The 22,810-nt window shown below is 44.0% G+C and carries 22 protein-coding genes; 11 read left to right on the forward strand and 11 right to left on the reverse strand.

Annotated elements, in window-relative coordinates; all coding sequences use genetic code 11:
• Positions 1-250: 250 nt before the first annotated feature.
• Both QL898_RS02025 and QL898_RS02030 read left to right on the forward strand, forming a co-directional pair.
• The gene (locus QL898_RS02025) at positions 251-433 is read left to right on the forward strand and encodes a hypothetical protein (RefSeq protein ID WP_290175618.1); all 183 of its coding nucleotides are present in this window, start codon (positions 251-253) and stop codon (positions 431-433) included.
• A gap of 15 nt (positions 434-448) precedes the next feature.
• Positions 449-1,282: a hypothetical protein gene (locus QL898_RS02030; protein WP_290175619.1), complete on the forward strand. Its 834-nt coding sequence runs from the start codon at positions 449-451 to the stop codon at positions 1,280-1,282.
• 143 nt (positions 1,283-1,425) lie between these two features.
• On the opposite strand, the gene crcB is transcribed toward QL898_RS02030, so the two are convergent.
• From crcB to QL898_RS02050, 4 genes are all read right to left on the reverse strand, one after another.
• Positions 1,426-1,797: a fluoride efflux transporter CrcB gene (gene crcB / locus QL898_RS02035; RefSeq protein WP_102078044.1), complete on the reverse strand. Its 372-nt coding sequence runs from the start codon at positions 1,795-1,797 to the stop codon at positions 1,426-1,428.
• 44 nt (positions 1,798-1,841) lie between these two features.
• Positions 1,842-2,900, reverse strand: a complete 1,059-nt coding sequence (gene tsaD, locus QL898_RS02040) for a tRNA (adenosine(37)-N6)-threonylcarbamoyltransferase complex transferase subunit TsaD (protein WP_290175620.1) — start codon at positions 2,898-2,900, stop codon at positions 1,842-1,844.
• A gap of 342 nt (positions 2,901-3,242) precedes the next feature.
• On the reverse strand, positions 3,243-3,785 hold the full coding sequence (locus QL898_RS02045) for a c-type cytochrome (RefSeq protein ID WP_290175621.1): 543 nt from the start codon (positions 3,783-3,785) through the stop codon (positions 3,243-3,245).
• A gap of 125 nt (positions 3,786-3,910) precedes the next feature.
• Positions 3,911-4,249: a hypothetical protein gene (locus tag QL898_RS02050; RefSeq protein WP_134292356.1), complete on the reverse strand. Its 339-nt coding sequence runs from the start codon at positions 4,247-4,249 to the stop codon at positions 3,911-3,913.
• A 638-nt stretch (positions 4,250-4,887) separates the two neighbouring features.
• Between QL898_RS02050 and rpsU the strand changes: the two genes are divergently transcribed.
• Entirely contained in the window at positions 4,888-5,103 is a 216-nt protein-coding gene (gene rpsU, locus QL898_RS02055; RefSeq protein ID WP_010195908.1) for a 30S ribosomal protein S21, read from the forward strand.
• 203 nt (positions 5,104-5,306) lie between these two features.
• Positions 5,307-5,756 (forward strand): GatB/YqeY domain-containing protein, encoded by a 450-nt coding sequence (locus tag QL898_RS02060; protein WP_057758141.1) that lies wholly within the window; start codon positions 5,307-5,309, stop codon positions 5,754-5,756.
• A gap of 42 nt (positions 5,757-5,798) precedes the next feature.
• Here the strand turns inward: QL898_RS02060 and QL898_RS02065 are convergent, their stop codons facing one another.
• Positions 5,799-7,403 (reverse strand): M48 family metalloprotease, encoded by a 1,605-nt coding sequence (locus QL898_RS02065; protein ID WP_290175622.1) that lies wholly within the window; start codon positions 7,401-7,403, stop codon positions 5,799-5,801.
• 505 nt (positions 7,404-7,908) lie between these two features.
• On the opposite strand from QL898_RS02065, the gene QL898_RS02070 reads away from it, so the two are divergent.
• From QL898_RS02070 to thiS, 4 genes are all read left to right on the forward strand, one after another.
• Positions 7,909-8,364 (forward strand): sulfurtransferase TusA family protein, encoded by a 456-nt coding sequence (locus tag QL898_RS02070; protein ID WP_290175623.1) that lies wholly within the window; start codon positions 7,909-7,911, stop codon positions 8,362-8,364.
• A 240-nt stretch (positions 8,365-8,604) separates the two neighbouring features.
• The gene (rpoH, locus tag QL898_RS02075; RefSeq protein WP_201549441.1) at positions 8,605-9,468 is read left to right on the forward strand and encodes an RNA polymerase sigma factor RpoH; all 864 of its coding nucleotides are present in this window, start codon (positions 8,605-8,607) and stop codon (positions 9,466-9,468) included.
• Positions 9,469-9,492: 24 nt separating this feature from the next.
• Complete coding sequence (locus QL898_RS02080; protein WP_290175624.1) at positions 9,493-9,867, forward strand: DUF423 domain-containing protein; 375 nt, start codon at positions 9,493-9,495, stop codon at positions 9,865-9,867.
• 127 nt (positions 9,868-9,994) lie between these two features.
• A complete protein-coding gene (thiS, locus tag QL898_RS02085) occupies positions 9,995-10,195 on the forward strand; it encodes a sulfur carrier protein ThiS (protein ID WP_057758131.1) in 201 nt (66 codons plus the stop codon).
• A gap of 220 nt (positions 10,196-10,415) precedes the next feature.
• On the opposite strand, the gene raiA is transcribed toward thiS, so the two are convergent.
• Both raiA and rpoN read right to left on the reverse strand, forming a co-directional pair.
• Positions 10,416-10,796, reverse strand: coding sequence for a ribosome-associated translation inhibitor RaiA (gene raiA, locus QL898_RS02090; protein ID WP_057758130.1), 381 nt, complete (start codon positions 10,794-10,796; stop codon positions 10,416-10,418).
• A gap of 359 nt (positions 10,797-11,155) precedes the next feature.
• Positions 11,156-12,814, reverse strand: a complete 1,659-nt coding sequence (rpoN, locus tag QL898_RS02095) for an RNA polymerase factor sigma-54 (protein ID WP_290175625.1) — start codon at positions 12,812-12,814, stop codon at positions 11,156-11,158.
• Between the two features lie 287 nt (positions 12,815-13,101).
• On the opposite strand from rpoN, the gene QL898_RS02100 reads away from it, so the two are divergent.
• Positions 13,102-13,971, forward strand: a complete 870-nt coding sequence (locus QL898_RS02100) for a nitrilase-related carbon-nitrogen hydrolase (RefSeq protein WP_290175626.1) — start codon at positions 13,102-13,104, stop codon at positions 13,969-13,971.
• 33 nt (positions 13,972-14,004) lie between these two features.
• Here the strand turns inward: QL898_RS02100 and QL898_RS02105 are convergent, their stop codons facing one another.
• From QL898_RS02105 to QL898_RS02120, 4 genes are all read right to left on the reverse strand, one after another.
• Complete coding sequence (locus QL898_RS02105) at positions 14,005-15,030, reverse strand: tyrosine recombinase XerC (RefSeq protein ID WP_290175627.1); 1,026 nt, start codon at positions 15,028-15,030, stop codon at positions 14,005-14,007.
• A gap of 46 nt (positions 15,031-15,076) precedes the next feature.
• Positions 15,077-15,964, reverse strand: coding sequence for a diaminopimelate epimerase (gene dapF, locus QL898_RS02110; protein ID WP_057758121.1), 888 nt, complete (start codon positions 15,962-15,964; stop codon positions 15,077-15,079).
• A gap of 329 nt (positions 15,965-16,293) precedes the next feature.
• Positions 16,294-17,670, reverse strand: a complete 1,377-nt coding sequence (gene lysA / locus QL898_RS02115; RefSeq protein ID WP_290175628.1) for a diaminopimelate decarboxylase — start codon at positions 17,668-17,670, stop codon at positions 16,294-16,296.
• A 182-nt stretch (positions 17,671-17,852) separates the two neighbouring features.
• Positions 17,853-18,167, reverse strand: a complete 315-nt coding sequence (locus QL898_RS02120) for a lipoprotein (RefSeq protein ID WP_290175629.1) — start codon at positions 18,165-18,167, stop codon at positions 17,853-17,855.
• Positions 18,168-18,972: 805 nt separating this feature from the next.
• On the opposite strand from QL898_RS02120, the gene QL898_RS02125 reads away from it, so the two are divergent.
• Together QL898_RS02125 and pta are read left to right on the forward strand one after the other, a co-directional pair.
• Positions 18,973-20,205, forward strand: coding sequence for an acetate kinase (locus tag QL898_RS02125; RefSeq protein WP_057758117.1), 1,233 nt, complete (start codon positions 18,973-18,975; stop codon positions 20,203-20,205).
• A 153-nt stretch (positions 20,206-20,358) separates the two neighbouring features.
• On the forward strand, positions 20,359-22,506 hold the full coding sequence (pta, locus tag QL898_RS02130) for a phosphate acetyltransferase (protein ID WP_290175630.1): 2,148 nt from the start codon (positions 20,359-20,361) through the stop codon (positions 22,504-22,506).
• Positions 22,507-22,810 lie beyond the last annotated feature (304 nt).

The following is a 22,810-nucleotide window of genomic DNA, read 5'->3' on the forward strand; positions in this document are numbered from 1 at the left end:
TGATAGGCATTGGGGAAAATAATGGTTCCCTAGTGAGGACTTGAATATAAGGCTATAGGCTAGTGGTATCAGTATCTTTAGCTATTTAGGTGGTCGCGGTGTACTTGGTAATGTACACGAAGCGAGCTTTCTGAGTGAAAATTGGGGTGCTTTCGCTTTAAAAAATCACTTTTTTTAAATCACTTTTAATTAAAGTAGACAATTATTAATATACATACCAATTTACCTAAGAAAAAAGATTAAAACCCTAATGCAGACATCTTCCGATAACGAATCTATCCAAGAATGGATGACATCAGGCCGTCTCTATGAAGAGTATCTCTTCTACTACTTACTCATCTGCCTATTTTGGTTTTTCGTTGGTTTGTTTTCTATTGGTATACGCATACCAGTATTCAACGATATTCAAAACCTAATCCTCAACTCAGTATGATTCTTGCTCTTATGTGTGGCCTTAAGTGTTCCTAAGTTTTGGTATCGGCTGATAAAAGGCAAAAATGCGTACCTGTTTCAAGCCACTGCCAAAGTGTATGAAATATTAGACAGCATAGAGGATATTGAGCAAAGAAAGCAGGTACATAAGCAGATTACTAGCAATGGCAAGTTGCCACCTAACCGATTAGAAACGCTATCACTGGCATTTTTATTTGCATTCATACTCTTCGATATATTGTATACCCGCTGCTGGATAAGAGATCTGAGCCTAGTGTGGCAGCCTGACTGGGTCAATATGTGCATTGGTTGGATACATAATAACTTGACGCTACCACCAATTAATGAGAACAGAAAATTTTTTGATTTATATTTTAGTGGTAATAGTGCAGATACCAAACTGAAGCAACAGTTTGGCGATGAATGGGCGTTTTTGGCTTCTCCATTTGGTGATGCCGCAATGTTTTACCACTTTATCCGAGTGATGATGTTTGTTCCTATCTTAGCGGCATTGTCGATCGTATTGTGGAAGCCATTGAAATGGATGGGAATGCAGCAGATTGACCCTAGAAGTATTCATAGCTTCATGTCTTTTTTACGTAGTTGTGCTTGGTCACTTATTTTTGGATTTTTTATGGCCATTGGCATGTTAGCGTTTTTAACCAATGCAAACTGGTTCACGTTAGGTTTGATAGACCAAGAAGCATGGTTTCATAATTTATACATCAACGGTTTATACATATTTATCGTTTTTGGTATCCGGTTTTTTTATGGCTGGTTTGTTTTTTGGAAAAATAATTTTTTAAAATCCTTGGCAATGTTGCAAAATAAACATCGAACTCAAACATAATCAAAGCTACGGGTTTCGTCTTGCGTATACCCCAGCGGAACCAGCTATTTCACCCCAAAAACCTATTAACAGACTACTTAAAACAGACTGGTATAATGGAACCACTTATAACAGACTCTTAAACGATTAATATCTATCAACGCCTACAAAACTAGCTTAAAGAAATAAAAGCCAAGCGCGGTTGCTAATAATGTCAGTCCAACGTGCAGGCCGATGAGCGCTAATCCTGCCAGCAGCCGCCCGTCATGGATAAAGCCAAATACCTCTGCACTAAACGTACTAAAGGTCGTTAGCCCGCCCAAAAATCCGGTAATCACAAACACGCGTACATGATCAGATAAATTGCTTCCCATGCGCTCAAACCATACTAGCGCAAGCCCTATCAGCAGTCCGCCTAAGATATTGGCGCTCAGGGTACCGAGTGGCACCCAACCGTGCAAAGCATTAAAACGCGATAGCCAAGCTCGCAAACAAGCACCGAATGCTGCGCCCAAGCCAATAGCAAGCCACTGCATAGACTGTCCTTAATTCATATAAACGTATTGAACAAAAGGCTCAATTACACAGCTGGCAATTCTGTCATCGGCCAACGCGGAATACAGCTAACGGCCAAATCATCAGACTGTCCTGCTTGCAAGCGCTCAAAACCTGCATAAGCAATCATCGCGCCATTATCCGTACATAGCGCAGGCGGTGCATAATGAACCGTCGCATTGATCTTAGCCAGTTCAGCCTCTAACATCTCACGCAGATGAGTATTGGCACTGACCCCGCCCGCAATTACTAAGCGGCTCATATCTGCTTGCTTGAGTGCTTTGACGCATTTTTTCACCAGTGTATCGACCACTGCATGCTGAAAGCTAGCGGCAATATCAGCACGAATTTTTGGATCGCTGTCAGCACCATTACCCGACCCTCCTGAATGTGGCGTATCTTTAATAAGATTATGCACGGCTGTTTTCATACCACTAAACGAAAAGTCTAGACCCCGATGGAGCATTGGTCTTGGTAGTGCGTAAGCGTCAGGGTTACCAGTTTCTGCCAGCTTGGCTATATTAGGGCCGCCAGGATAAGGTAAACCCAGCATTTTAGCCGCTTTATCAAAGCACTCTCCCGCCGCGTCATCGATCGACTCACCCAATATCTCATACTGCCCTACGCCATGGGCAGCAATGAGTAACGTATGCCCACCAGATACTAGTAGAGAGACAAAAGGAAATGCTGGAGGGTTTGCACCCATCAGCGGCGCAAGTAAGTGCCCTTCCATATGATGAATACCAATCGCTGGGATATCTAAACCATATGCCAAGCTACGTCCAAATAATGCACCTGTCATCAATGCACCAATAAGTCCAGGCCCTTTGGTATAGGCAATCGCATCGATCTCGCTTTTTGTCATATCGCACTGTTCGAGTAGCTCATTAAGTAACGGTACTAGCTTACGAATATGATCGCGGCTAGCAAGCTCAGGCACAACGCCACCATAAAGGGCGTGCAGCTCAATCTGAGAGTACAGTACTTGCCCGACCAAACCTTGGTTGTCGCTATTTATTTGCTCACTATCAAAAATCGCTAGCCCCGTCTCATCACAAGAGGTCTCTAAGCCCAATACTTTCATACTTTTGCCTTTATACTTTCGTTTTCGTGCTATTTTTATCGCACTTTTATCTTACATCATTTTGAGAAACTGGATAACTATAGTCAAAGAACTCTAAAATGAGTACAAGGCAGCCGACTGCAGATTGTACAAGTAGTACATCTAAGGAGGGTAACGCCGTAGCGGTTTAGTAGTTCACCGACTATAATACAATCAGCCACACACTATCTCGAATTCGCTTGATACAGCTGTATATTCTCAGACTGACATGACAAAAAACGTGCATAAAAAAACCGTCATTGTCAGTCACAATGACGGCCAGTTTAGCAAATTTCAATAGCTGACATACTCTAATATAGAGTATCAGCTTACCGACGCTAGCATATAATCAACAGCTGCTTTAACTTGTGCTTCGGTCACACCGTTTACTGCTTGCGCTGGCATTTTATTAAAGCCTTTAGCCGAGTGCATATACAGTGTTTCTTTATCTTTGGTCAGACGAGCTGTCCAAGCCGCTGTATCACCATACTTTGGCGCATCGAGCAAACCTGCAGCATGACACACCTGACAATTTGATTCATACAGTTTGGCACCTGCATCTGCTGCCAACACTTCAGGCTCAGAATCAGTTTCAGGTGTTGCCACTGCGTCATCTACTATGTCGGCAGACTCTGTTGCTGCTTTTGGTTCTGTATCTGTATCTGTTTCTGGCTCAACCACAGACTCAGGCGTCGTGCCTTCGGTTTCTGCTACAGCTTTCTCTTCTATAGCGGTAACAGGCTCATTGGCTGCTGTAGACTCTTCCGTAGCTGTGTTATCACCGCTACAAGCACTCACAGCAAATACCACACTCATGCTGATCACAGACAATTTCAGCTTGTTCATATACGGTTGTATATCAATCATGGTTTTACCCTTACTTAGTCAGTCTGCAATCAATTAGAGGTGCGTTATATAAGCTTAAAGTACTTACGTATACGACCAACGACTGTTTAATAGTCCATTGAGTTAATAGTCCATTAACCACTAAATTATTCAGCAATGGCTGCAGCTGTATCGTCAGTAGCCGCCATATCAGCGCTGTCAGTAGGAGCAGCGGCTGTATCCATACTATCGGTAGCTGCTGCTTCTGTAGTATCAGCGTCAGCTTCTGTACCCACTGCATCAGCCGCTGGCATTGGTGCTGTCTCTGGGAACTCCATTTCTTCAGCTGGTGGTGCATTTTTGATGGCAAGTTCAGCAGCTTCGTCAACGCGATCGATTGCCATTATTTCTTCATGCTCTTCGCCGCCACTACAAGCGCTCACGCTCATACCTAAAGCTACGATAAGTGCGGTGCTTAATGCCGTGTTAAATACTGTTTTTTTCATTCCAACATCCTCAATAAAATACACACAAGACGGTTCATAGGCTTACTAGGGTCTATCGAACTTTCAAATGGGGTGCTGACAGTCACTATTTTTTAGACAATATGCAGTGAAATTGTTGAAGCCTAGTCATTCTAGGTCAAACTATTTCGCCATATATTGACAAAAAAGAGTACTGCCCTGAAAGGCTGATGCTAAAATTACCCCAACCGTTGTTGAAAACCTAGCTAAGATCTCGACATTATCGTCGGTTTTCGCCTAGTTTAGTGTAACTTTAGCTATCAGCAGTCCTAATATTTGAATGTTCAATAGACCCTATAATATGGGAATTATCATAGCATAAACTCCAATCAAACCGTTATAGACGGTAGGGATTTTTTATTGATAAAGCGTTGTATATATGTCGAATTCATAGTTTGAGAGCCAAATTCAAATAGCTATCTAATTGAACAACCTATCGGCAATAAATACTTAAAATCATTGACTTTGTTGGTATTTTTTATTAAAATACCTGCCCTTACGCTAATGCGTGAGAATTGTCCTAGTTTGAGCTGATGCCTGTAATCTTGAGATATTACGGCTAAATACTAATATACAGCCAAACTAATGCCCTTATATCTCATCCTAATCGAGGAGTCTTCATGCCTGCAGTTAAGGTTAAAGAAAACGAACCAGTTGATATCGCTATCCGTCGTTTCAAACGTGCTTGTGAAAAAGCTGGTGTATTATCAGACGTACGTAAGCGTGAGTTTTATGAAAAACCAACGCAAGTACGTAAGCGTAAAAAAGCTGCTGCCGTAAAGCGTTATAAGAAGAAGTTACAACGCGAAACTATTCGTACCACTCGTATGTACTAATCAGTAATCTGATTAGCTAAGTACAAGCGCTACACTAACGCCACTGTTATCAATCGATATCAGTGGCGTTTTTTATGCTACAATTTTTGTTATTACTGCTGACATAATTTTTTATTAAAACCACTATCAGCAGGTTTCGTTCTAAAAATTTAACAAACAACCTCTAACGAATAGCATTTAACAGATCGATAAGGATAATAGCAGTGAGCCAACTTAAACAGACGTTATCAGACAATATCAAAGTTTCAATGAAAGCTCGTGAGCTTGAGCGCGTTAAAGTACTGCGCAATGTACAGTCAGTAGTGAAACAAATCGAGATTGACCGTCAGACAGAGCTTGATGATGCGCAAGTATTAGAAGTTTTGCAAAAGCAGCTAAAGCAGCGTCAAGAATCACTAACTATCTTTACAGAAAATGGCCGTGATGATTTGGCTACCAAAGAGCAGTTTGAGATTGATATCATCAACGAGTTTATGCCGCAGCAAATGAATCAAGACGAGATTATGGCATTGGTAAATGCTGAAATCGCTGAGCAAGGTGCTACGTCTATGCGTGATATGGGCAGCGTCATGGGTGTTTTGAAGAATAAAACAGCTGGCCGTGCTGATCCTGCTTTGATTTCTAAAATGGTTAAAGACGCGTTACAAGGCTAGCACTTGCTATTGATTGGCAGGCTAATCTGTATAAATAACCGCCTAAGGCTTAAAGTCTTTGGCGGTTTTTATTGCTTTGAGTTCTGCGTTAATATTGGCCAATAACGGACGCGCACTATTGGCCTGATCTGTGGTTTGCAGATTTTCCGTCAACTGTTTGGCTTGTGTCAAAGAGGTCAGCGCACTCTCATAACGCCCGTTCCATAGCTGATCATAACTGCGATAGCGCAATGCATTAATCGTCGCGATATTGGCTAACTGTGGTGAGGTGGTGGTCTTAGCAAGTTTTTCATTGGCAAGTTGTAAGCTTTGCCATGCATAACGATCGCTTGGCTGCTGTTCTGTTATTGGTTTTAACAAGGCTTGAGCTTTTATCGGTTGATTACTATTAGTCAGCGCTTCGGCTAGATAGAGGCGTAAGTCACGGCGCTCAGGATATAGGCGCTGTTGACTCTCTAAGACATCTACGGTTTGTTGCCACTTACCTTGTTCACTTAGTAGCTGACTGTGGGTAATCGACAATAGAGGCTCTAAATTTTGACGCTGCGTGCTTGATAACGCATTTATCTCGGCCAATACCTTATTAGCATCTGTAAAGCGCTGCTGTTCTCCATACCAATGCATTAGCGCAAGTTTGGCCCCGAGACTGTTTTTGGCAGCCGTTGTCAGTGTGACTTCGGATGCATGTTTACCAGTCACTTGCACACGCCAATACAGTAAATCAAACAGTGCTTGATGGCGCTGCTGCTGGCTCAATGAGAGCGCTGGATACTGCTGAGCGCGACTCTGTGATTCGCTCAACCGCTCATTACTCAGAGGATGTGAGCGTACAAAGCTCGGTAAGAATTGATTCTCAACTTGATTTAACTGACTCTGTTGATTCATCGTGGCAAAGAACCGTGGCATCGCCCGAGGATCATAACCCGCTTGGGTCATAATCTGCATCCCTACTCGGTCAGCCTCACGCTCGTTACTGCGGCTAAACGCCATGCTGCTATTCATAGAAGCCGTTTGACTGCCCATCATCACAGCCGCAGCGGCATCACCATCGACAGCTGAGGCAGCAATCGCGGCTAGCATACCGCCTAGCTGCATCAGCAAGGCTTTTTTACGTTCGTCAGCGCCGCTTTCGTAGTGCCGTTGACTGATATGCGCAACTTCATGCGCGACGACGCTTGCCAGCTCATCCATGCTACTAGCTGACAGTATCGTCCCAGTATTGATACCGATTACGCCACCAGGTGCTGCAAAAGCATTGATACTGGGGTTATCAATGATAACAACGCCAAGTGGTGCTTGCTGACGAGCTTGGGCATTGAGACGCCATGTCATGTCTTTTATCGTTTCTTGTACCCAAGGATCATGTTCCATTCTGACACTGCCATTGATATTCTGTAATGACCACTCGCCAAGCATTTTGTTTTGATATTGCTCAGCAAAGCTTAAGCCTTGTCCGCGCAGGTTTGGTAGCTCTAGTGTTTGCGGATCTGTGACTTGCCACGAGCTATCAGCCAATGGCAGCGTTTGACTCTCACGACTATGCGCACCACTAGCCATGGCTAGTAGCATCATTGATAGTCCTACCTTGATACTATTTGGCAAAGCGACATTCATAAAATGACGTTTACCTTTTCGCTTAGATAACATAATTGGCAAGCCTACAGAATTTGTGGCTACTAAAGAGTTGTTGCTGTCGGGTCGCTTCGTTCTATGAGCGTGGTACAAGTGCATATCCTATAAGATAATTAACGACGTCTTTTCGACTATACGAGCTTGTTTATCCAAGGTCAATTCTACAATGCACTTAACTACCAATAACTTAGCCACCCGTCACGATTGCGCAACATGGCTGTGTAATTATTAATTAGGCTACTATTTATGCAGTAAGTCTCAATCGTATAACTATTCATCGGGCAATTGCTAATCGCGCAACTCTTGGTTATATGATTCTAGTGAACCGAACGCAGCGTTGATTATATTCAACTGCAACTATACATTGTCTATTTGGTATAATAAGCAACAATGATAGTAGGTTTAGGTGACTGTGATGACGACCTCATAATTTATGATTGATGGATTATGTTCGTACTCAATAACAAAGCCTATCGCTGATAAAACAAATTAAAATATAGACATCTACAAGGTTTAGGTTATGCCCGCTGCTAGTGAATTAGTCATCAAACGTGTATCGCACTTTATGCAATTATCAGCGAATTTGACTGATGCACAGCAGAACGATATTGCGAAACTACTAGAATTGCTACCGGCTGAAAGTCATAGCTCAGATAATGTAGCTACAGCGCAATCTGAACTAGATATAAAAGGTTTTGTTGATGGACGTGGTCTTGCATGTCCGATGCCATTGTTAAAAACCAAAGTCGCATTACGTGACGTAACAGTTGGCGAATCACTGTATGTGGTTGCAACCGACCCCAACTCGCAAGCTGATATCACAGCGTTTTGTCGACAAAGTCAGCAATCACAATCGACAGATTATTTAAAGCTAGTGGTCAATAAAGTTACTGACCATTCGTCAGTTGATGGCACATCATTACAGCGTTTCACTACAATATATCACTTCATCATTACCAAAACTGATAGCAACTAAGCGCTGCTATCCTTTACAATTAAATCATAAAGATTTTTATCTGACTATTTGCTTAACTATTTAACCAAGGTCAAGAATATGGCTAATACTTCTACTGATGCTGTAAATACAAATAAAAAAGATGGCTCAGCTCCTATAAAAAACGATGCACGCGATGCTGCATTAAAAGCCGCTGCTCAGCGACCACCTTATGACGCGAGTACATTAGGTAATACCAGTACGCGCGACTTAGTACCAGCTATGCCAACTCACCTGTCAGCGCCAGGGGTCAACTTGGGTGCGTATATCAATACTGTCCATCAAATCCCAATCTTAACGCCAGTACAAGAGCAAGAGTTGGCGCATCGCTATTATGATGAAGGTGATGTCGAAGCCGCTCGTCTACTGGTGATGTCGCATCTACGTTTTGTGATTCATATTGCGCGTAGCTACTCGGGTTACGGATTGCCGCAAGCAGATTTAATCCAAGAAGGTAACTTAGGATTGATGAAAGCAGTTAAACGTTTTGACCCAAATAAAGGCGTACGTTTGGTATCGTTTGCCGTACATTGGATCAAAGCTGAAATTCATGAGTTCGTGATTCGCAACTGGCGTATCGTCAAGGTTGCGACTACCAAGGCTCATCGTAAATTATTCTTTAATTTACGCAGCCTTAAGAAGACTAACAATCAGCTGACACTAGAGGAAGCAGATGCTATCGCTAATGACTTGAATGTCACACGCAAGCAAGTGTTAGAAATGGAATCACGTCTAACCTCTTATGATGCTTCATTTGAGGCGCAGTCAAGCGACGATGATGATGGTCGTTACGCTCCTCAGCTATTTTTGGAAGACGGTATCGATCCAGCTGAGCAATTGGAAGAAGAAGACTGGGAAGAAAACAACTCATCAGCACTCATCGCTGCGATGGGTACCTTAGATGATCGTTCGCGTGATATCGTCGAGCAGCGTTGGTTATCTGAGCAAAAATCCACCTTGCATGAGTTAGCAGCGGTTTATTCTATCTCAGCTGAGCGAGTCCGTCAGATTGAGAAAAATGCCATGGACAAGATTCGTGATGCAATGACCATTGATAGTGTGATTTTGCCAGATGATATCCAGTAGCCCTAAAATGATACGAGCTGTTCAATGTTAAATTGGATCGGTATTGCAGCAATTAATATGGCTATCGCCGTAGCCTTAGGCGCGTTTGGTGCGCATGGTCTAGAAGGTCATGTCAGCATCCAACAACTCGAGTGGTGGCATACGGCAACGCTATATTTGTTCGTACATGCGCTTGGACTACTGCTTGTGGGTATACTGATTCGTTTGAAATATATTACTCAGACGACCGCTTGGTTATTACAAATTGGTATTATCATTTTTGCTGGTAGTTTGTATGCCATGACGCTTGGTGCACCGCGCTGGTTCGGTGCGATTACGCCTATTGGCGGCGTTCTTATGATTGCAGGTTGGCTATGGTTGGCCGTTTCCGCCTTTAGATTGAAGGACTCAGCTAGCTGAGCTATTTAATAGTTATTATGATTTTTAGCTCTTTGCATTAGCTGCAATGAATTATCAGTAATAAAATACAAGATACGTAGTGAATAGCAGATAAACAGGAATTTTAATTTAGTAGGGAGTATTTAATATGAGCACCATTAGTGTCAATGGTAAAAGTTTGCAAACCACTCATCAGACTGTACAACTGGTTATCAATGAGCTTGGTCTTAGTCAGGGTCGTTACGCTGTAGAAGTAGACGGCGAGTTGATGCCAAAAAGCGAGCTTGCTCAACTACGTATTGTAGAAGGTATGAATATAGAAGTAGTACAAGCCGTCGGCGGTGGTTAATAGTATTTAGACAGATAAGCTTGAGCTGACAGCTAGTTCATTTTCATTCTAAGTTTACTAACTAAGTTTACTAATGATAAAAAAGACCTCAACGTATTACACGTTAGAGGTCTTTTTTTATGTCAATTACAAACTAATGCAGTAGCTACTTATAAATTTTTTATTCTCTTAGTCTACTTTCACTAGCTTGTAACGATAGTGTTCAAAGTTTAGACTCGAACTATGCTGCTGGTACTGCTTCTGCAGGGGTTAGATCCTGATAGCGACTATCGCGTCCTGCACCCTGAGTCTTTTTGCGCTCTTGACGGGTTTTATATTTACGTACTTGTCTATCTAGCTTGTCTGCCATCTCGTTAATGGCTTTATACATATCATCTTCATACGCTTGGACAAACATTTCTTGACCCGAGACACGCATAATTGCTTCAGCTTTATGGCTCTTTTTACCGCCGTCGCTAGCACCGCTATTGTCTAACGATAAAATCACTTGAATACTTTGTATCTGATCAAAGTGACGCTCTACTTTTTCAAGCTTCTCGCGTACTGCTGTGTCCATAGCTTCTGTAACGCTGATATGATGACCACTGATAGAAACATTCATATTGTTGTCCTTTTATTTGTAACTTACAATCAACAGATGAGGTAGCATTCTTGCTCTTGTCATCCTGCCTTACCACTAACTATCCCAATGCCTCTAGTAATGTGTCGACGTATCCTTTTATCGTCTCCTTTATTAGTTGTAAATAAATACTATAAATCGGCGTTTGGTGTTCGTTGTTGGTATGACTCTAATTTGTCATGAAAATCGCTCAGTAGCAAGCCGTTAAATTGTAATTAAGTGTAACAATACCTATTATTTCTACTTGGTTTCTATATAATCAAAAAATTTTATTTTTTATATCTGGTTTACACTATACAGACAGGTAGCCATTAACCTTGTAGAAAGATGATCTTAGATAATTAATATTTCTGTTTGCGCTGAGTAGACGAGCCAATATTCATTGCTTCACGATATTTGGCGACGGTTCTTCTGGCTATATCGATACCATCTGCTAACAGCTCATCTTTGATACGACTGTCTGATAATGGCTTTTTGGGGTCTTCGTCAGCGATGAGCTTTTTAATCATGGCACTGATAGCGGTCGATGAAATATCTCCATCAGCACTACTTACGTGAGAGGAGAAGAAGTGTTTCAAAGAAAACAACCCTTGCGGTGTCAAGATGGTTTTACTGGTGGTAAGGCGTGAGACCGTAGACTCATGCAAGTCAACTTCTTCAGCAATTGCCTTTAGTATCAAGGGTTGCATGGCGGTTGCACCATGCTGCAGGAACTCTTGTTGATAGCGTATAATACTGGTCGCTACTTTGAGTAGGTTTTGATTGCGCTCTTCGATACTACGAATAAACAATCGAGCATCGGTGAGGTTTTCGCGTAGATATTGATTGTCAGGGCTGTCATCGCCGCGCTTGACTAGGTTGGCATATTCTTGGTTTACGCGTAGTTTTGGTAAGGTGTCTGGATTGAGGCGTACATACCAGCCATCCTCTTCTACTTCAGAGTTACTTGTCGCCTTATTGTTTCTAACAGGTGTGACCAACACATCTGGAATATCGTAGCTTTCAGGCGGCTGGGCATAGTCAGGCTGGCTAGACTGAAACAATAGCCCTGGTGAAGCGTTTAAGGTACGTAGTAGCGTAAGCGCAGGTGTAATATATTCTGGTGCAAGCCCTGTGCGTTCTGTCAGTGCTTTAATGTTATTACTGACCAAATGTTCGCTCGCTGATAATAGCGCTTGGGCTTCTTGTAGGTATTCGGTGTGGGCATCTAGTTTAGATAGCTGAATCGATAAGCACTCACTTAAATGACGCGCCCCTACGCCAACGGGATCACAGGATTGGATGATACGTAATACCGTCAAGACTTCTTCTTTCTCAACGCGCTCATCCCATTGATAGAAACTTGCCATCGTATCAAAGCTCTGCAGCAGCTCATCTATATCAATTCGAATAAAGCCCATATCATCCATAGAGTCTATCAAATACTCTGCAATCAGCGTATCAGCCTCTGATAGACGCTTAAAGTTCAGCTGCCAGCGCACATGATCTTGAATGGTAGACGATGTACCGCCTTGATAACTATCGAAATCTTCATCACCCCTACTATTGCCAGAGCCTGTTGCGGTAGAGGTATAGTTACCCGTGTCAAAGCTACCTATATCAAAGCTATCGGCATCTGAACTGCTGTAGCTATCTACATCTATTGCACTATCATCGATATTAGGCTGTTGAAGCTTATCCAAACTATCACTGAAGCTATCACTACTATCGCCACTGTACTCTGTACCGCTAGTAGGTACTGAGTCGAATGAGTCACTGCTACTTTGATTCCAGCTATCAAGCGTCAACGGCTCGCTCCACTCCTCTACTTCATCGTCACCACTGTCGTATTCGTCATCGTTTTCGATACGTTCAAGTAATGGATTACTATCTAATTTTGCCTGAACCTCTTGTGCGAGCTCAAGACTAGAGAGCTGCAGCAATTTTATGGCTTGCTGCATTTGCGGGGTTAGCTTTTGTGAGTTGCTCAGCGTGGTCGCCAATCCGAACGACATACTCATGGGCGGCTTATTGCACTCCGATCTTAGTGATATTGTGTTTATTCTGTCAGTAAAGGTAACGACATAAATCTTATCAGGACATGACGATAGCATTTTTTGTCACAATTTTGCTATGATAATTTATGTTTTGTCCGGATATGTTTGGTTTGCTATCGCTAGTAAACTATCATCTTGGCAAGGATGAGCAACCCATAAATACGAGCAGTCTGCTCATTACCGCGAAAATATTATAATAAATAAATTACGGTAAATGACCAATACAGCTCACACCAAATAGGAATATTGTCATGAATTCAAGTAACCATCAACTTAACGTCGCTGCTATTCAAATGAACAGTCAGCAGAATGTTGAGGACAATTTGGCAGATATCAAAGCCGCTATTACAGATGCACAAGGCCAAGGGGCTGAGCTTGTTGTATTGCCTGAGAACTGCTGCAGCATGGGACAGCAATCTGCTACTGCCGAGCGTTTTGATGACTTATCAGCGACGATAGCAGATTACGCCCGCACCGCTGGTATACATGTACTAGCAGGCTCATTACCCTGCCATTATCGCCCTGATGGCACTGTCGTTCCTAATGGTAGATTGCGTCAAGTGAGCCAACTGTTTGCACCAGATGGCACCCGTGTCGCACGCTACGACAAGATTCATCTGTTTACCGCAACGGTGGCCGATAAGCATGGCAGCTATAACGAAGCGGCGACCTTTGAGCCGGGTACACAGACTGCAATTGCGCCATTAGCAGTAGGCAATACAGTCTATCAGCTCGGCATGATGGTATGTTTTGATTTGCGCTTCCCAGCATTGGCGCAGCGCCTGCGACAAGCTGGTGCTGAACTATTGAGTGCACCTTCTGCCTTTACTTACTTGACTGGACAAGCACACTGGTCGCTGCTGTTACGAGCACGTGCTCTAGATAGTCAATGTATGGTCATCGGCGCAGCGCAAGGTGGTGATCATCTCTACAAAGATGGTAGTACGCGTCAGACATGGGGACATGCAGCCATTACAGCGTTTGATAGTAGTGTTATCGCAAGCTATGACGATAGCGAACTGGATAAACAATATGCCATCGTCATGGCGTCATTAGATAAGCAAGCGCAAGAGCAAGGCCGTCAGAAACTGCCTATCTTTGACTGTCATCGTTTGGCGTAGATTATTAATTACAGTAGATTTCGTACTCAAATACTAGTTAGGATTCTTATCATTTTGAGTATGAGTTGCTCGTGGATGGGCGCGATCATAAACCTGCGTTAATTTTGCAAAATCAACGTGGGTATAAATTTGCGTGGTGCTAATATCACTATGCCCGAGCATCTCTTGTACGGCGCGCAAGTCGCCACTGCCTGACAGCATATGTGATGCAAAACAATGCCGCAATAGATGTGGATACATATTCTGTGCGATACCTGCGCGGGTGGCAGCAACTTTTAAACGCTGTTGCACTGCCCGTGTTGATAATCTGGTGCCGAGCTTTTCACTGATGAACAATGCGCTATCCATCTGTTCTACCCATAGGTTACGATGCGGCAGGTAGCGATTAATTGCTTCTGCAGCCTTTATTCCTAGTGGTACTAGGCGTGTTTTATTCCCCTTACCCGTGACTCGTACCCGTAAATCAGACAAATCTACATCTGCCATATCGAGTGCAACCAATTCGCCAACACGCAAGCCACTACTATAGAGCAGTTCAAACATAGCTTTGTCACGTAACCATAAGCGCGCTTGCTCTGGTGTATCAGGAATCTCTTGATCGAGTAGCTGAGTTAGCAAATCGACATCAGCGATAGAAGGCAGCGGTCTAGGACTACGCTTAAGCTGATAGCCAGTGGTTGGGTTGATACGTGCTAACTCTTCTTCAATCATCCAACCATAAAAATGCCGAATCGCAGACAACTCTTGCTGGACACTGGCAAGCGCCAACTTATCTTCATCAAGACGTTGACTGATGTGCTGGGCCAGTTGCCGTTTATCACAGCGTGTCCACGTTAGACGCTTACCACGCAAAAATAACGCCAGTTGATTTAAACCAGCAAAATAAGCGGTCAGAGTATGCGGCGAATGGTTGCGCACAGACAATGTATTGAGCCAACGATGCACAGGTGCGAGTAGCTCTCGTAAGGCAGCGTCTGACTCTATATTGGCGGCCAGCTCAGTAGATAGCCAAGGTGCTGAGCTAGCCGCCTGAGTGTCTTTATTGGTAGACATAACCATATTAGAACCATCCTTGGTATTTATACGATTGGCCTAACAACAGTTATCAGCCTTCAGCATTAGGTTTAAGACCCGCTTGTGCCATCAGGCCATCTGGACTAAATACACCTTCATAGACGAAAGCGGTCGGACCCGTCATCGTAACTGAATAACCTGGCTGCCACTTGATAATCATGCTGCCACCATATAACTGTGCGCGAACTTCCTCACCTTCATCGAGCCAGCCTTCACGTATACCAACGGCTACTGCTGCACACGCGCCCGTACCACAAGCTTGCGTCTCGCCTACACCGCGCTCGTACACACGTAGACGAATGTGGCGCTGATTCATCACCTGCATAAAGCCCACATTGACGCGGTCTGGGAACGCAGGATGCGATTCAATTGCTTTGCCTAAAGTCTCGACCTCTGCATCGAGTACGTCATCGACTTTTATGACAGCATGCGGGTTGCCCATATTGGCAACGTACAGCTGTACAGGCGTACCATTTACATCAAGATGATAGGTGTTTTGGATTTTGGTCGTGGCTCTTGGGCTAAACGGAATCTCATCTGGCTCAAATTTAGGCTTGCCCATATCGACATCTACCCAACCATAACGATCAGTAGTCAGAGAAATAATGCCGCTAGCCGTCTCAACGCGTAGACGCTGCTTAAATGACAGTTTACGTGCCTGCACAAAACGCGCGAAACAACGCGCGCCATTGCCACATTGTTCGACTTCGGTGCCATCAGTATTAAAGATACGATAACTGAAATCGACATCAGGGCGCATGGGTGGCTCAACCACGAGCAATTGATCAAAGCCAATGCCTAGGTGACGATCGCCCAATAACTGCACCAAATCCTTGGTCAAATCTAGACGCTGGGTCACTAAATCAATGACCATGAAATCATTACCCAACCCATGCATTTTAGTAAACTCTATTAGCATATCTTTGATGTCCTATCCTATTTTTATGTATGCCTTATCTTAGCACGCTGTCAGATACAATCATAATAATACCAATCCCAAAAAATACGATTAGCGGTGTCAAACTTGTTTAGTCTACAGTGAGTAGTACTTGCACTCGTTTTCCTTGCTACTCTAATTTTTGTGAATGGTGTTGCCTTCAACTAAAGGCATGCCTTCAATTAAGAATCAGCTTTAATTAAAAAACACTTTCCTCAAAATCCAGTCATAAAAAAACCCATTGTCATTATCACAATGGGTTCTCTCCAACCATCAAATACGGCGATAGTTTTGGCTCGTCTTTAATCGCCTTACTGCGCCTGCCACAACGCTTCATCTGCATATAACGCTTCAATCGTTTCGCGCTTACGGATTAGCTGATGATTATCACCAGACACCATGACTTCGCTAGCACGTGGGCGTGAGTTATAGTTACTACTCATGGTAAAACCGTAAGCCCCTGCGCCAGTGATGGCCAACACATCACCTGTTGCCAGTGATAATAGGCGGTCTTTTGCCAAGAAATCACCCGTCTCACAAATCGCGCCAACGATATCCCACGGCTGCGTACCATCCGTATCGATACCGGCATTAGGTAACACACTTGGAATCACGGCCATCTCAGCTTGATATAAAGCAGGACGAATCAAGTCATTCATAGCGGCATCAACGATAGCAAAATTTTTATGCTCAGTCGGCTTGAGTACGTCAACTTGGGTCAAAAGCACGCCAGCATTGGCAACGATACTACGACCTGGCTCAAAGAATACAGTCAAACCAAGCTCGCTAAGCTTTGGTAACAACGCTTGGGCAAACTCATCGATAGAGACAGGCGTCTCATCGATATAGCGCACACCTAAACCACCGCCCAAATCGATATGTTGCAACTCAATACCTGCGTCACGCAGGCTATGTATCAGCTCAATAACTTTATCTAATGCTGCAACAAATGGCTCTACTTCAGTCAACTGCGAGCCGATATGACAATCAATACCAACGATGTCGATATGTGATAAGTCGGCCGCTTGCTGATAGACCGCTAATGCGTCTTCGTGAGTGATACCGAACTTGTTGTCTTTAAGACCTGTTGATATATATGGATGGGTTTTGGCATCGACGTTAGGGTTGACGCGTAACGAGATTGGCGCAGGCTTATCGAGTGATTTTGCCACTTCATTGATTAAAGTCAGCTCGCTGATAGACTCAACATTAAAACAGCCAATACCTTGAGTCAGCGCATATTCGATATCACTGTACGTTTTGCCAACGCCTGAAAATACCACACGTGATGCTGCGCCACCTGCCGCTAACACACGCATCAGCTCACCGCGAGAGACAATATCAAACCCAGCGCCTGCCTGTGCCAAGACACCAAGCACGGCAAGGTTAGAGTTTGCTTTTACGGCATAGCATACCTGATGATTCAGACTGGCAAAGCTATCGGTATAAGCTTGATAAACGTCCAATATTGCTTGCTTTGAATACACGTAGCAAGGTGTGCCATATTGTTTTGCTAACTCATCAATACTGACCTGCTCCATATACAGCGCATCGTCGCGATAACTTAGCGCTGGCAAGTGAGCACTCAACGCTTTCGGGTCAACATATAGCCCTTGCTCAGTTTGGATAGTAACGGATACGCCAGTAGCAGAATCGGTCAAGTCAGCAGGTAGTTCAGAATGACTCATATAAACATCTCTAATATAATCAGATTATCAAGGGTGAAAATTAAATTTAGGTAGCAAAGCTATTTAGCCAATCCAGTAGCCAGAAAATCTACAGTTAGTTAGACAGCTAATTAAAAGGCATCTGACCACTATCTATTGGTTCAGCTTAGCGATTAATAGCCTAGTAATTAATAGCTTGGCAGTTAATAGTCGTTGGGATCAGTACTAGGCTCAGGCAACACCATTTGCTCTTCTAGGTAGCGGTTTTTTTGATAGTTATCATCGTCGATACCCGCAAAGGCTGCATCTTGTGGGTGACTAGTACTATCCAGTACAGACGCACTGCCTTCTACCGTTTGACTACTAGAGTCTGCCAAATATAGATCGCCTTTTTGCCCGCAGCCTGACAATCCTACCATAACCGCACTGCCAATAAATAAAGTGGCGACAGCCTGACGACTGGTACGAGCGAACGAGCTAGCATGCTTGGCTGCTGAGGGGCTGTGTATAGTAGACATATAATAGATAACCTGTGAGCTTACGACGGCATAATGGCGATAGTAAATCGTGATAAATAAAAAACAAATGGACAGCCAAACCGACAGCGAAAGCACTGCCGTTATGACTATTTTCATCATAGCATTATTACATAAAGCTGTACGGATACTGAATATGATTGGTGAATAAATTTGCGTGATGTTGGATATTTTCTAGAACATTAGTCGAATTTTTATAGTAATATCGTCTGCGAGCTTAGATATGAATATATGACATATGGGTGTCTCGACAATATTTCTTACAATTTCGTGAGCAATAGCGCTGTTATGCCACCCGTATAAGTTATCCATTTATAGTTCTATAACTCACTGAATATAATTGATTTGTTTCATATTTAGCCATTTATTAATCACACATTTTAAACCTTGCCCCTGTCGTGGTGTAGAAACAAAAATGTGTTACATTATATTCCCAGTTTGCGGCGGCAATAGGATGCTAGCCTGAGATGCATACGCATTACCTCATGAGCATGGATGCATAGCACTGTCAGAAACAGTAGCCCAAGTATAAACAAAATCGCCAATATGCTTGCTTGATATTATCGGCATATACATAGCTGATTTTTATTTACTCGACGGTTATCAACTTCATCAATTCCATATAATAATGACATCATGTCTCAGTGACCTTTACTACAGCAGTTTAGATATCAGCGATGTAGCATTTGATGATAATAAAACAGGACGTGGCAATAGACGTCTTTTTTGTATCGAACGAACGATATAATTGATTTGCCCTTTATAAAAACCAATCTAAGGATAGAGTATGAGCGCCAACCTAAGTACCACTTTTGATGATAAGAATAGCGAAACATCAACCCTAACCAGCCCCACTTTAGTCCTCAACTGCGGTTCGTCTTCTATCAAATACGCGTTGATTAGCGATGACAACTCTACTCGTATCACCGGTCTTGCCGAAAACTTAGGTCTCGATACAGCCCGTATCAAACACACCACGCTAAATGGCGATAAGTTAGAAATCTCTATTCCTGGTGGTAGTCACAAACTCGCCTTACAAAAAATTCTAGAGCTACTAGAGCAATATCATTTCATCGCAGTCGGGCACCGTGTGGTACATGGCGGCCGTGAGTACTCTCAAGCCGTTCGCGTTGATCAGCATGCGTTAGAGGAAGTAAAACGTCTAAAGATACTAGCTCCACTACATAATCCTGCAAATGCTTTGGGTATTGAAGCGGTGCAAGCTATTTATCCTGACATTCCACAAGTTGTGGTATTTGATACCGCCTTTCACCAAACTATGCCACCGGTCGCCTTCCGCTATGCGTTGCCAAAATATCTATACGAAGAACACAAAATCCGTCGTTATGGCTTCCATGGTACGTCTCATGCTTATGTCTCAGAACGTGCTAGCCAAATCACTGAAGCAAAAGGCCCTCATGGCTGGATTACCGCGCATCTAGGCAATGGTTGCTCAGCAACTGCCGTATACGATGGCAAAAGTCTCGATACCAGCATGGGTCTGACCCCGCTTGAGGGACTGATGATGGGCACACGTAGCGGCGATGTCGACCCAAGCTTACATATGCATCTGAAACGTCAGCTCGGTATTAGTCTAGAAGAAACGGATAAGATGCTAAATAGTGAAAGCGGTCTGCTTGGTATTTCTGGCCTATCAAACGATTTGCGTACTATTGAGCAAGCTGCGAGCGAAGGCCATAAAGATGCACAGCTCGCCATCGAGATGTTCTGCTACCGCGCTGGTAAATACCTTGCCAGCTTAAGCTGTGCACTGCCTGAATTCACCGGTATTGTATTCACTGGTGGTATCGGCGAAAACTCTGTCACCACGCGCGCAAGTATTTTAGCCGTCATGCGTCATTTCGGTATCAAGATGGACGCTGAAAAGAACGCTGGATTGTACGGTGGCCAAGAAGGCAGCTTCCAAGCAGAAGGTAGCAGTGTCGAGCTGTGGGTTATACCAACAGATGAAGAATACCGCATCGCTCAAGAGACTCGTCAAGCATTGAACTTAGTATAAGCCTATTGATTATAATGCCTAGTGCTTATCTTGCGAAACGCTTATAAAAAGCTGAGAACGAATAAGATAAAGCGCTTGGCATTTTTATACTGCATTTCTCATGCTGCTCAAAATGACTCGACGTCTAAAATAAAATAAATTGTAGGACACATTATGCAAACCATTTTACTTGTTCCCATTAGTCGCGGTATCGGTGTAACATCAGCCGCGCTAGGACTAATCCGTGCCTTTGATTATAACGGTATCAAAGCGGGCTTTATGAAGCCGTTTTTGCAAGATGATACGCTAGACAAACAACACAGTTTAGACAGCTCAAGCGCATTGACCATGCACGCATTTGGCCTAAATCCGCCTGACTCTATCAGCCGTCAACACGTCGAGCGTATGCTAGGCGATGGCAATCTTGATGATTTGATGGAAGAAGTGATTGCCAATTATCACACCATCGATGATGGCCATGACGTCATCATCTGTGAAGGTCTGGTGCCGACCACTGAGACCTCTTACGCCTCACAAATCAACCGTGCGCTTGCCCATGCTTTAGATGCCAAGATTATATTTGTCAGTACGGCTGATATCAGCAAGCCTGCCTATTTAGCAGACAAGCTGGATGTGCATGCTCGCGAGTTCGGCGGTGTCATGGATGCGCGTACATTAGGCGTAATTTTGATGCGGGTACAAGACGTGCCTAACACCTTTGAAAATCAACCAGTCGCTCCAGGTGAGGCGGTCGTCAGCTTAGATCCAACCTTTTTGCAAGAAGTGCAGCGCCTATCGCCTTCGTTCAATACCGAAGTATTCCGCCTTATCGGGGTGGTACCTTTTAGTGACTCCCTATCTGTGCCACGTACATGGGATATCGCAACAGAGCTTGATGCAACTTGGTTAAATGTTGGCGAAGCAAAGACACGTCGTATCAATCGTATCAGCCTAACCGCTCGTTCAGTGGCGCGCGTCAATGAAGTCTTTAAGCGTGGTACGTTAATGGTCGTGCCTGGCGACCGTGATGACTTGCTATTGGCTGCTGGATTGGCCTGTATCAATGGAATTCCGTTGGCAGGTCTAGTGTTGACAGGTGGTATCACCCCAAGCAAAACGGTCACTGAGCTTTGGCAATCAGCGCTCAAAACCGGCATCCCTGTCATGAGTGTCGAGAGCGACAGCTATCAAACGGTACAGAGCTTGATGCATATGAGTTCTGAGATTCCAAGCGATGACACTGAGCGTGCGGAAGAAGTAGCGCGTTATGTCGCTGCTCATTTGGATTTGAGCTGGATTAAAGAATATTTTAGCCGCAATCATGAACCGCGCTTGTCCCCCTCTGCGTTTCGCCATCAGTTGGTCAAAAAATCACAGCACGCCAAAAAACGTATCGTATTGCCAGAAGGTTCTGAGCCACGTACCGTCGAAGCGGCCTGTATCTGTCAAAGCCGCGGTATTGCCAACTGCGTACTGCTGGCCAAGCGTAGCGATGTCGAGCAAGTCGCCAAAAATCGCGATTTGACGTTGCCAGAAGGTCTGGAAATCATCGACCCCGACACCCTTGATATGAGCAAATATATCGCTGCTGTCGTGGAGCGCCGCAAAGGCAAAACCACTGCAGACGTCGCCGCTGAATATCTAAAAGATACGGTATATCTTGGCACCATCATGCTGCAGCTAGATGAGGTCGATGGTCTGGTCTCAGGTGCGATTCATACTACTGCCAATACCGTACGCCCAGCGTTTCAATTAATCAAAACCGCGCCGCAGTACTCGCTCGTATCGTCCGTGTTCTTTATGTTGTTGCCTGAGCAAGTGGTTGTCTATGGTGACTGTGCGATCAATCCTGATCCGAACGCTGAAGAGTTGGCAGAAATCGCCATCCAATCGGCACAGTCTGCTGCTGCCTTTGGTATCGATCCAAAAGTCGCGATGATCAGCTATTCTACGGGCTCATCAGGCGCAGGCGCGGATGTCGAAAAAGTCGCTCGTGCCACCCAAATCGTCCGTGAGCGTGCGCCGAACCTCAAAGTCGACGGCCCACTACAGTATGATGCCGCTTCGGTCATGAGTGTGGGTAAACAAAAAGCGCCTGACTCTCCTGTCGCAGGTCAAGCCAACGTCTTTATTTTCCCTGACCTCAATACGGGTAACACCACGTATAAAGCAGTACAGCGTAGTGCCAACGTGGTCAGTGTCGGCCCTATGCTGCAAGGTTTGAATAAACCCGTCAATGACTTATCGCGTGGTGCGCTGGTCGATGATATTGTCTATACCATCGCGCTAACCGCTATCCAAGCGTATAGCGATTTGATTTAATCGCTGTAAGACTTGCTAATTAAAGTCCTTTATATCGCCGACTATCGTCATGATGGTCGGTTTTTTATTGGTGCTGTGGTGGTATAGTCAAAGTATCTCAAAAACGATATGGTACTGCTAATATCAATTTTTGCAGCCTCTGTCTGCGCAGGCACAGCAAGCAAAAAAATTGATTTAACAGTGCATAATGTAGCGGTATTAATTTTCACTGACTATAGGTGGTGATAGATAGTGATGACAGATACTCGCCCGCCCTCTACAATAGCGCTATGATTCAGTTAATATAAAAAGGTTAGCGGATAAA

The sequence above is a fragment of the Psychrobacter sp. APC 3279 genome, assembly GCF_030407795.1.
Taxonomy (GTDB): domain Bacteria; phylum Pseudomonadota; class Gammaproteobacteria; order Pseudomonadales; family Moraxellaceae; genus Psychrobacter.

What these genes read in the sequence shown, in the direction of transcription:
- tsaD (WP_290175620.1), bottom strand. Translation starts at nt 2,900, where the DNA reads ATGAAAGTATTGGGCTTAGAGACCTCTTGTGATGAGACGGGGCTAGCG.
- lysA (WP_290175628.1), bottom strand. Translation starts at nt 17,670, where the DNA reads ATGAGTCATTCTGAACTACCTGCTGACTTGACCGATTCTGCTACTGGC.
- thiS (WP_057758131.1), top strand. Translation starts at nt 9,995, where the DNA reads ATGAGCACCATTAGTGTCAATGGTAAAAGTTTGCAAACCACTCATCAG.
- rpsU (WP_010195908.1), top strand. Translation starts at nt 4,888, where the DNA reads ATGCCTGCAGTTAAGGTTAAAGAAAACGAACCAGTTGATATCGCTATC.
- QL898_RS02100 (WP_290175626.1), top strand. Translation starts at nt 13,102, where the DNA reads ATGAATTCAAGTAACCATCAACTTAACGTCGCTGCTATTCAAATGAAC.
- QL898_RS02070 (WP_290175623.1), top strand. Translation starts at nt 7,909, where the DNA reads ATGCCCGCTGCTAGTGAATTAGTCATCAAACGTGTATCGCACTTTATG.
- QL898_RS02125 (WP_057758117.1), top strand. Translation starts at nt 18,973, where the DNA reads ATGAGCGCCAACCTAAGTACCACTTTTGATGATAAGAATAGCGAAACA.
- rpoH (WP_201549441.1), top strand. Translation starts at nt 8,605, where the DNA reads ATGCCAACTCACCTGTCAGCGCCAGGGGTCAACTTGGGTGCGTATATC.
- rpoN (WP_290175625.1), bottom strand. Translation starts at nt 12,814, where the DNA reads ATGAGTATGTCGTTCGGATTGGCGACCACGCTGAGCAACTCACAAAAG.
- crcB (WP_102078044.1), bottom strand. Translation starts at nt 1,797, where the DNA reads ATGCAGTGGCTTGCTATTGGCTTGGGCGCAGCATTCGGTGCTTGTTTG.
- QL898_RS02045 (WP_290175621.1), bottom strand. Translation starts at nt 3,785, where the DNA reads ATGATTGATATACAACCGTATATGAACAAGCTGAAATTGTCTGTGATC.
- QL898_RS02025 (WP_290175618.1), top strand. Translation starts at nt 251, where the DNA reads ATGCAGACATCTTCCGATAACGAATCTATCCAAGAATGGATGACATCA.
- QL898_RS02105 (WP_290175627.1), bottom strand. Translation starts at nt 15,030, where the DNA reads ATGGTTATGTCTACCAATAAAGACACTCAGGCGGCTAGCTCAGCACCT.
- raiA (WP_057758130.1), bottom strand. Translation starts at nt 10,796, where the DNA reads ATGAATGTTTCTATCAGTGGTCATCATATCAGCGTTACAGAAGCTATG.
- dapF (WP_057758121.1), bottom strand. Translation starts at nt 15,964, where the DNA reads ATGCTAATAGAGTTTACTAAAATGCATGGGTTGGGTAATGATTTCATG.
- QL898_RS02120 (WP_290175629.1), bottom strand. Translation starts at nt 18,167, where the DNA reads ATGTCTACTATACACAGCCCCTCAGCAGCCAAGCATGCTAGCTCGTTC.
- pta (WP_290175630.1), top strand. Translation starts at nt 20,359, where the DNA reads ATGCAAACCATTTTACTTGTTCCCATTAGTCGCGGTATCGGTGTAACA.
- QL898_RS02050 (WP_134292356.1), bottom strand. Translation starts at nt 4,249, where the DNA reads ATGAAAAAAACAGTATTTAACACGGCATTAAGCACCGCACTTATCGTA.
- QL898_RS02065 (WP_290175622.1), bottom strand. Translation starts at nt 7,403, where the DNA reads ATGTTATCTAAGCGAAAAGGTAAACGTCATTTTATGAATGTCGCTTTG.
- QL898_RS02080 (WP_290175624.1), top strand. Translation starts at nt 9,493, where the DNA reads ATGTTAAATTGGATCGGTATTGCAGCAATTAATATGGCTATCGCCGTA.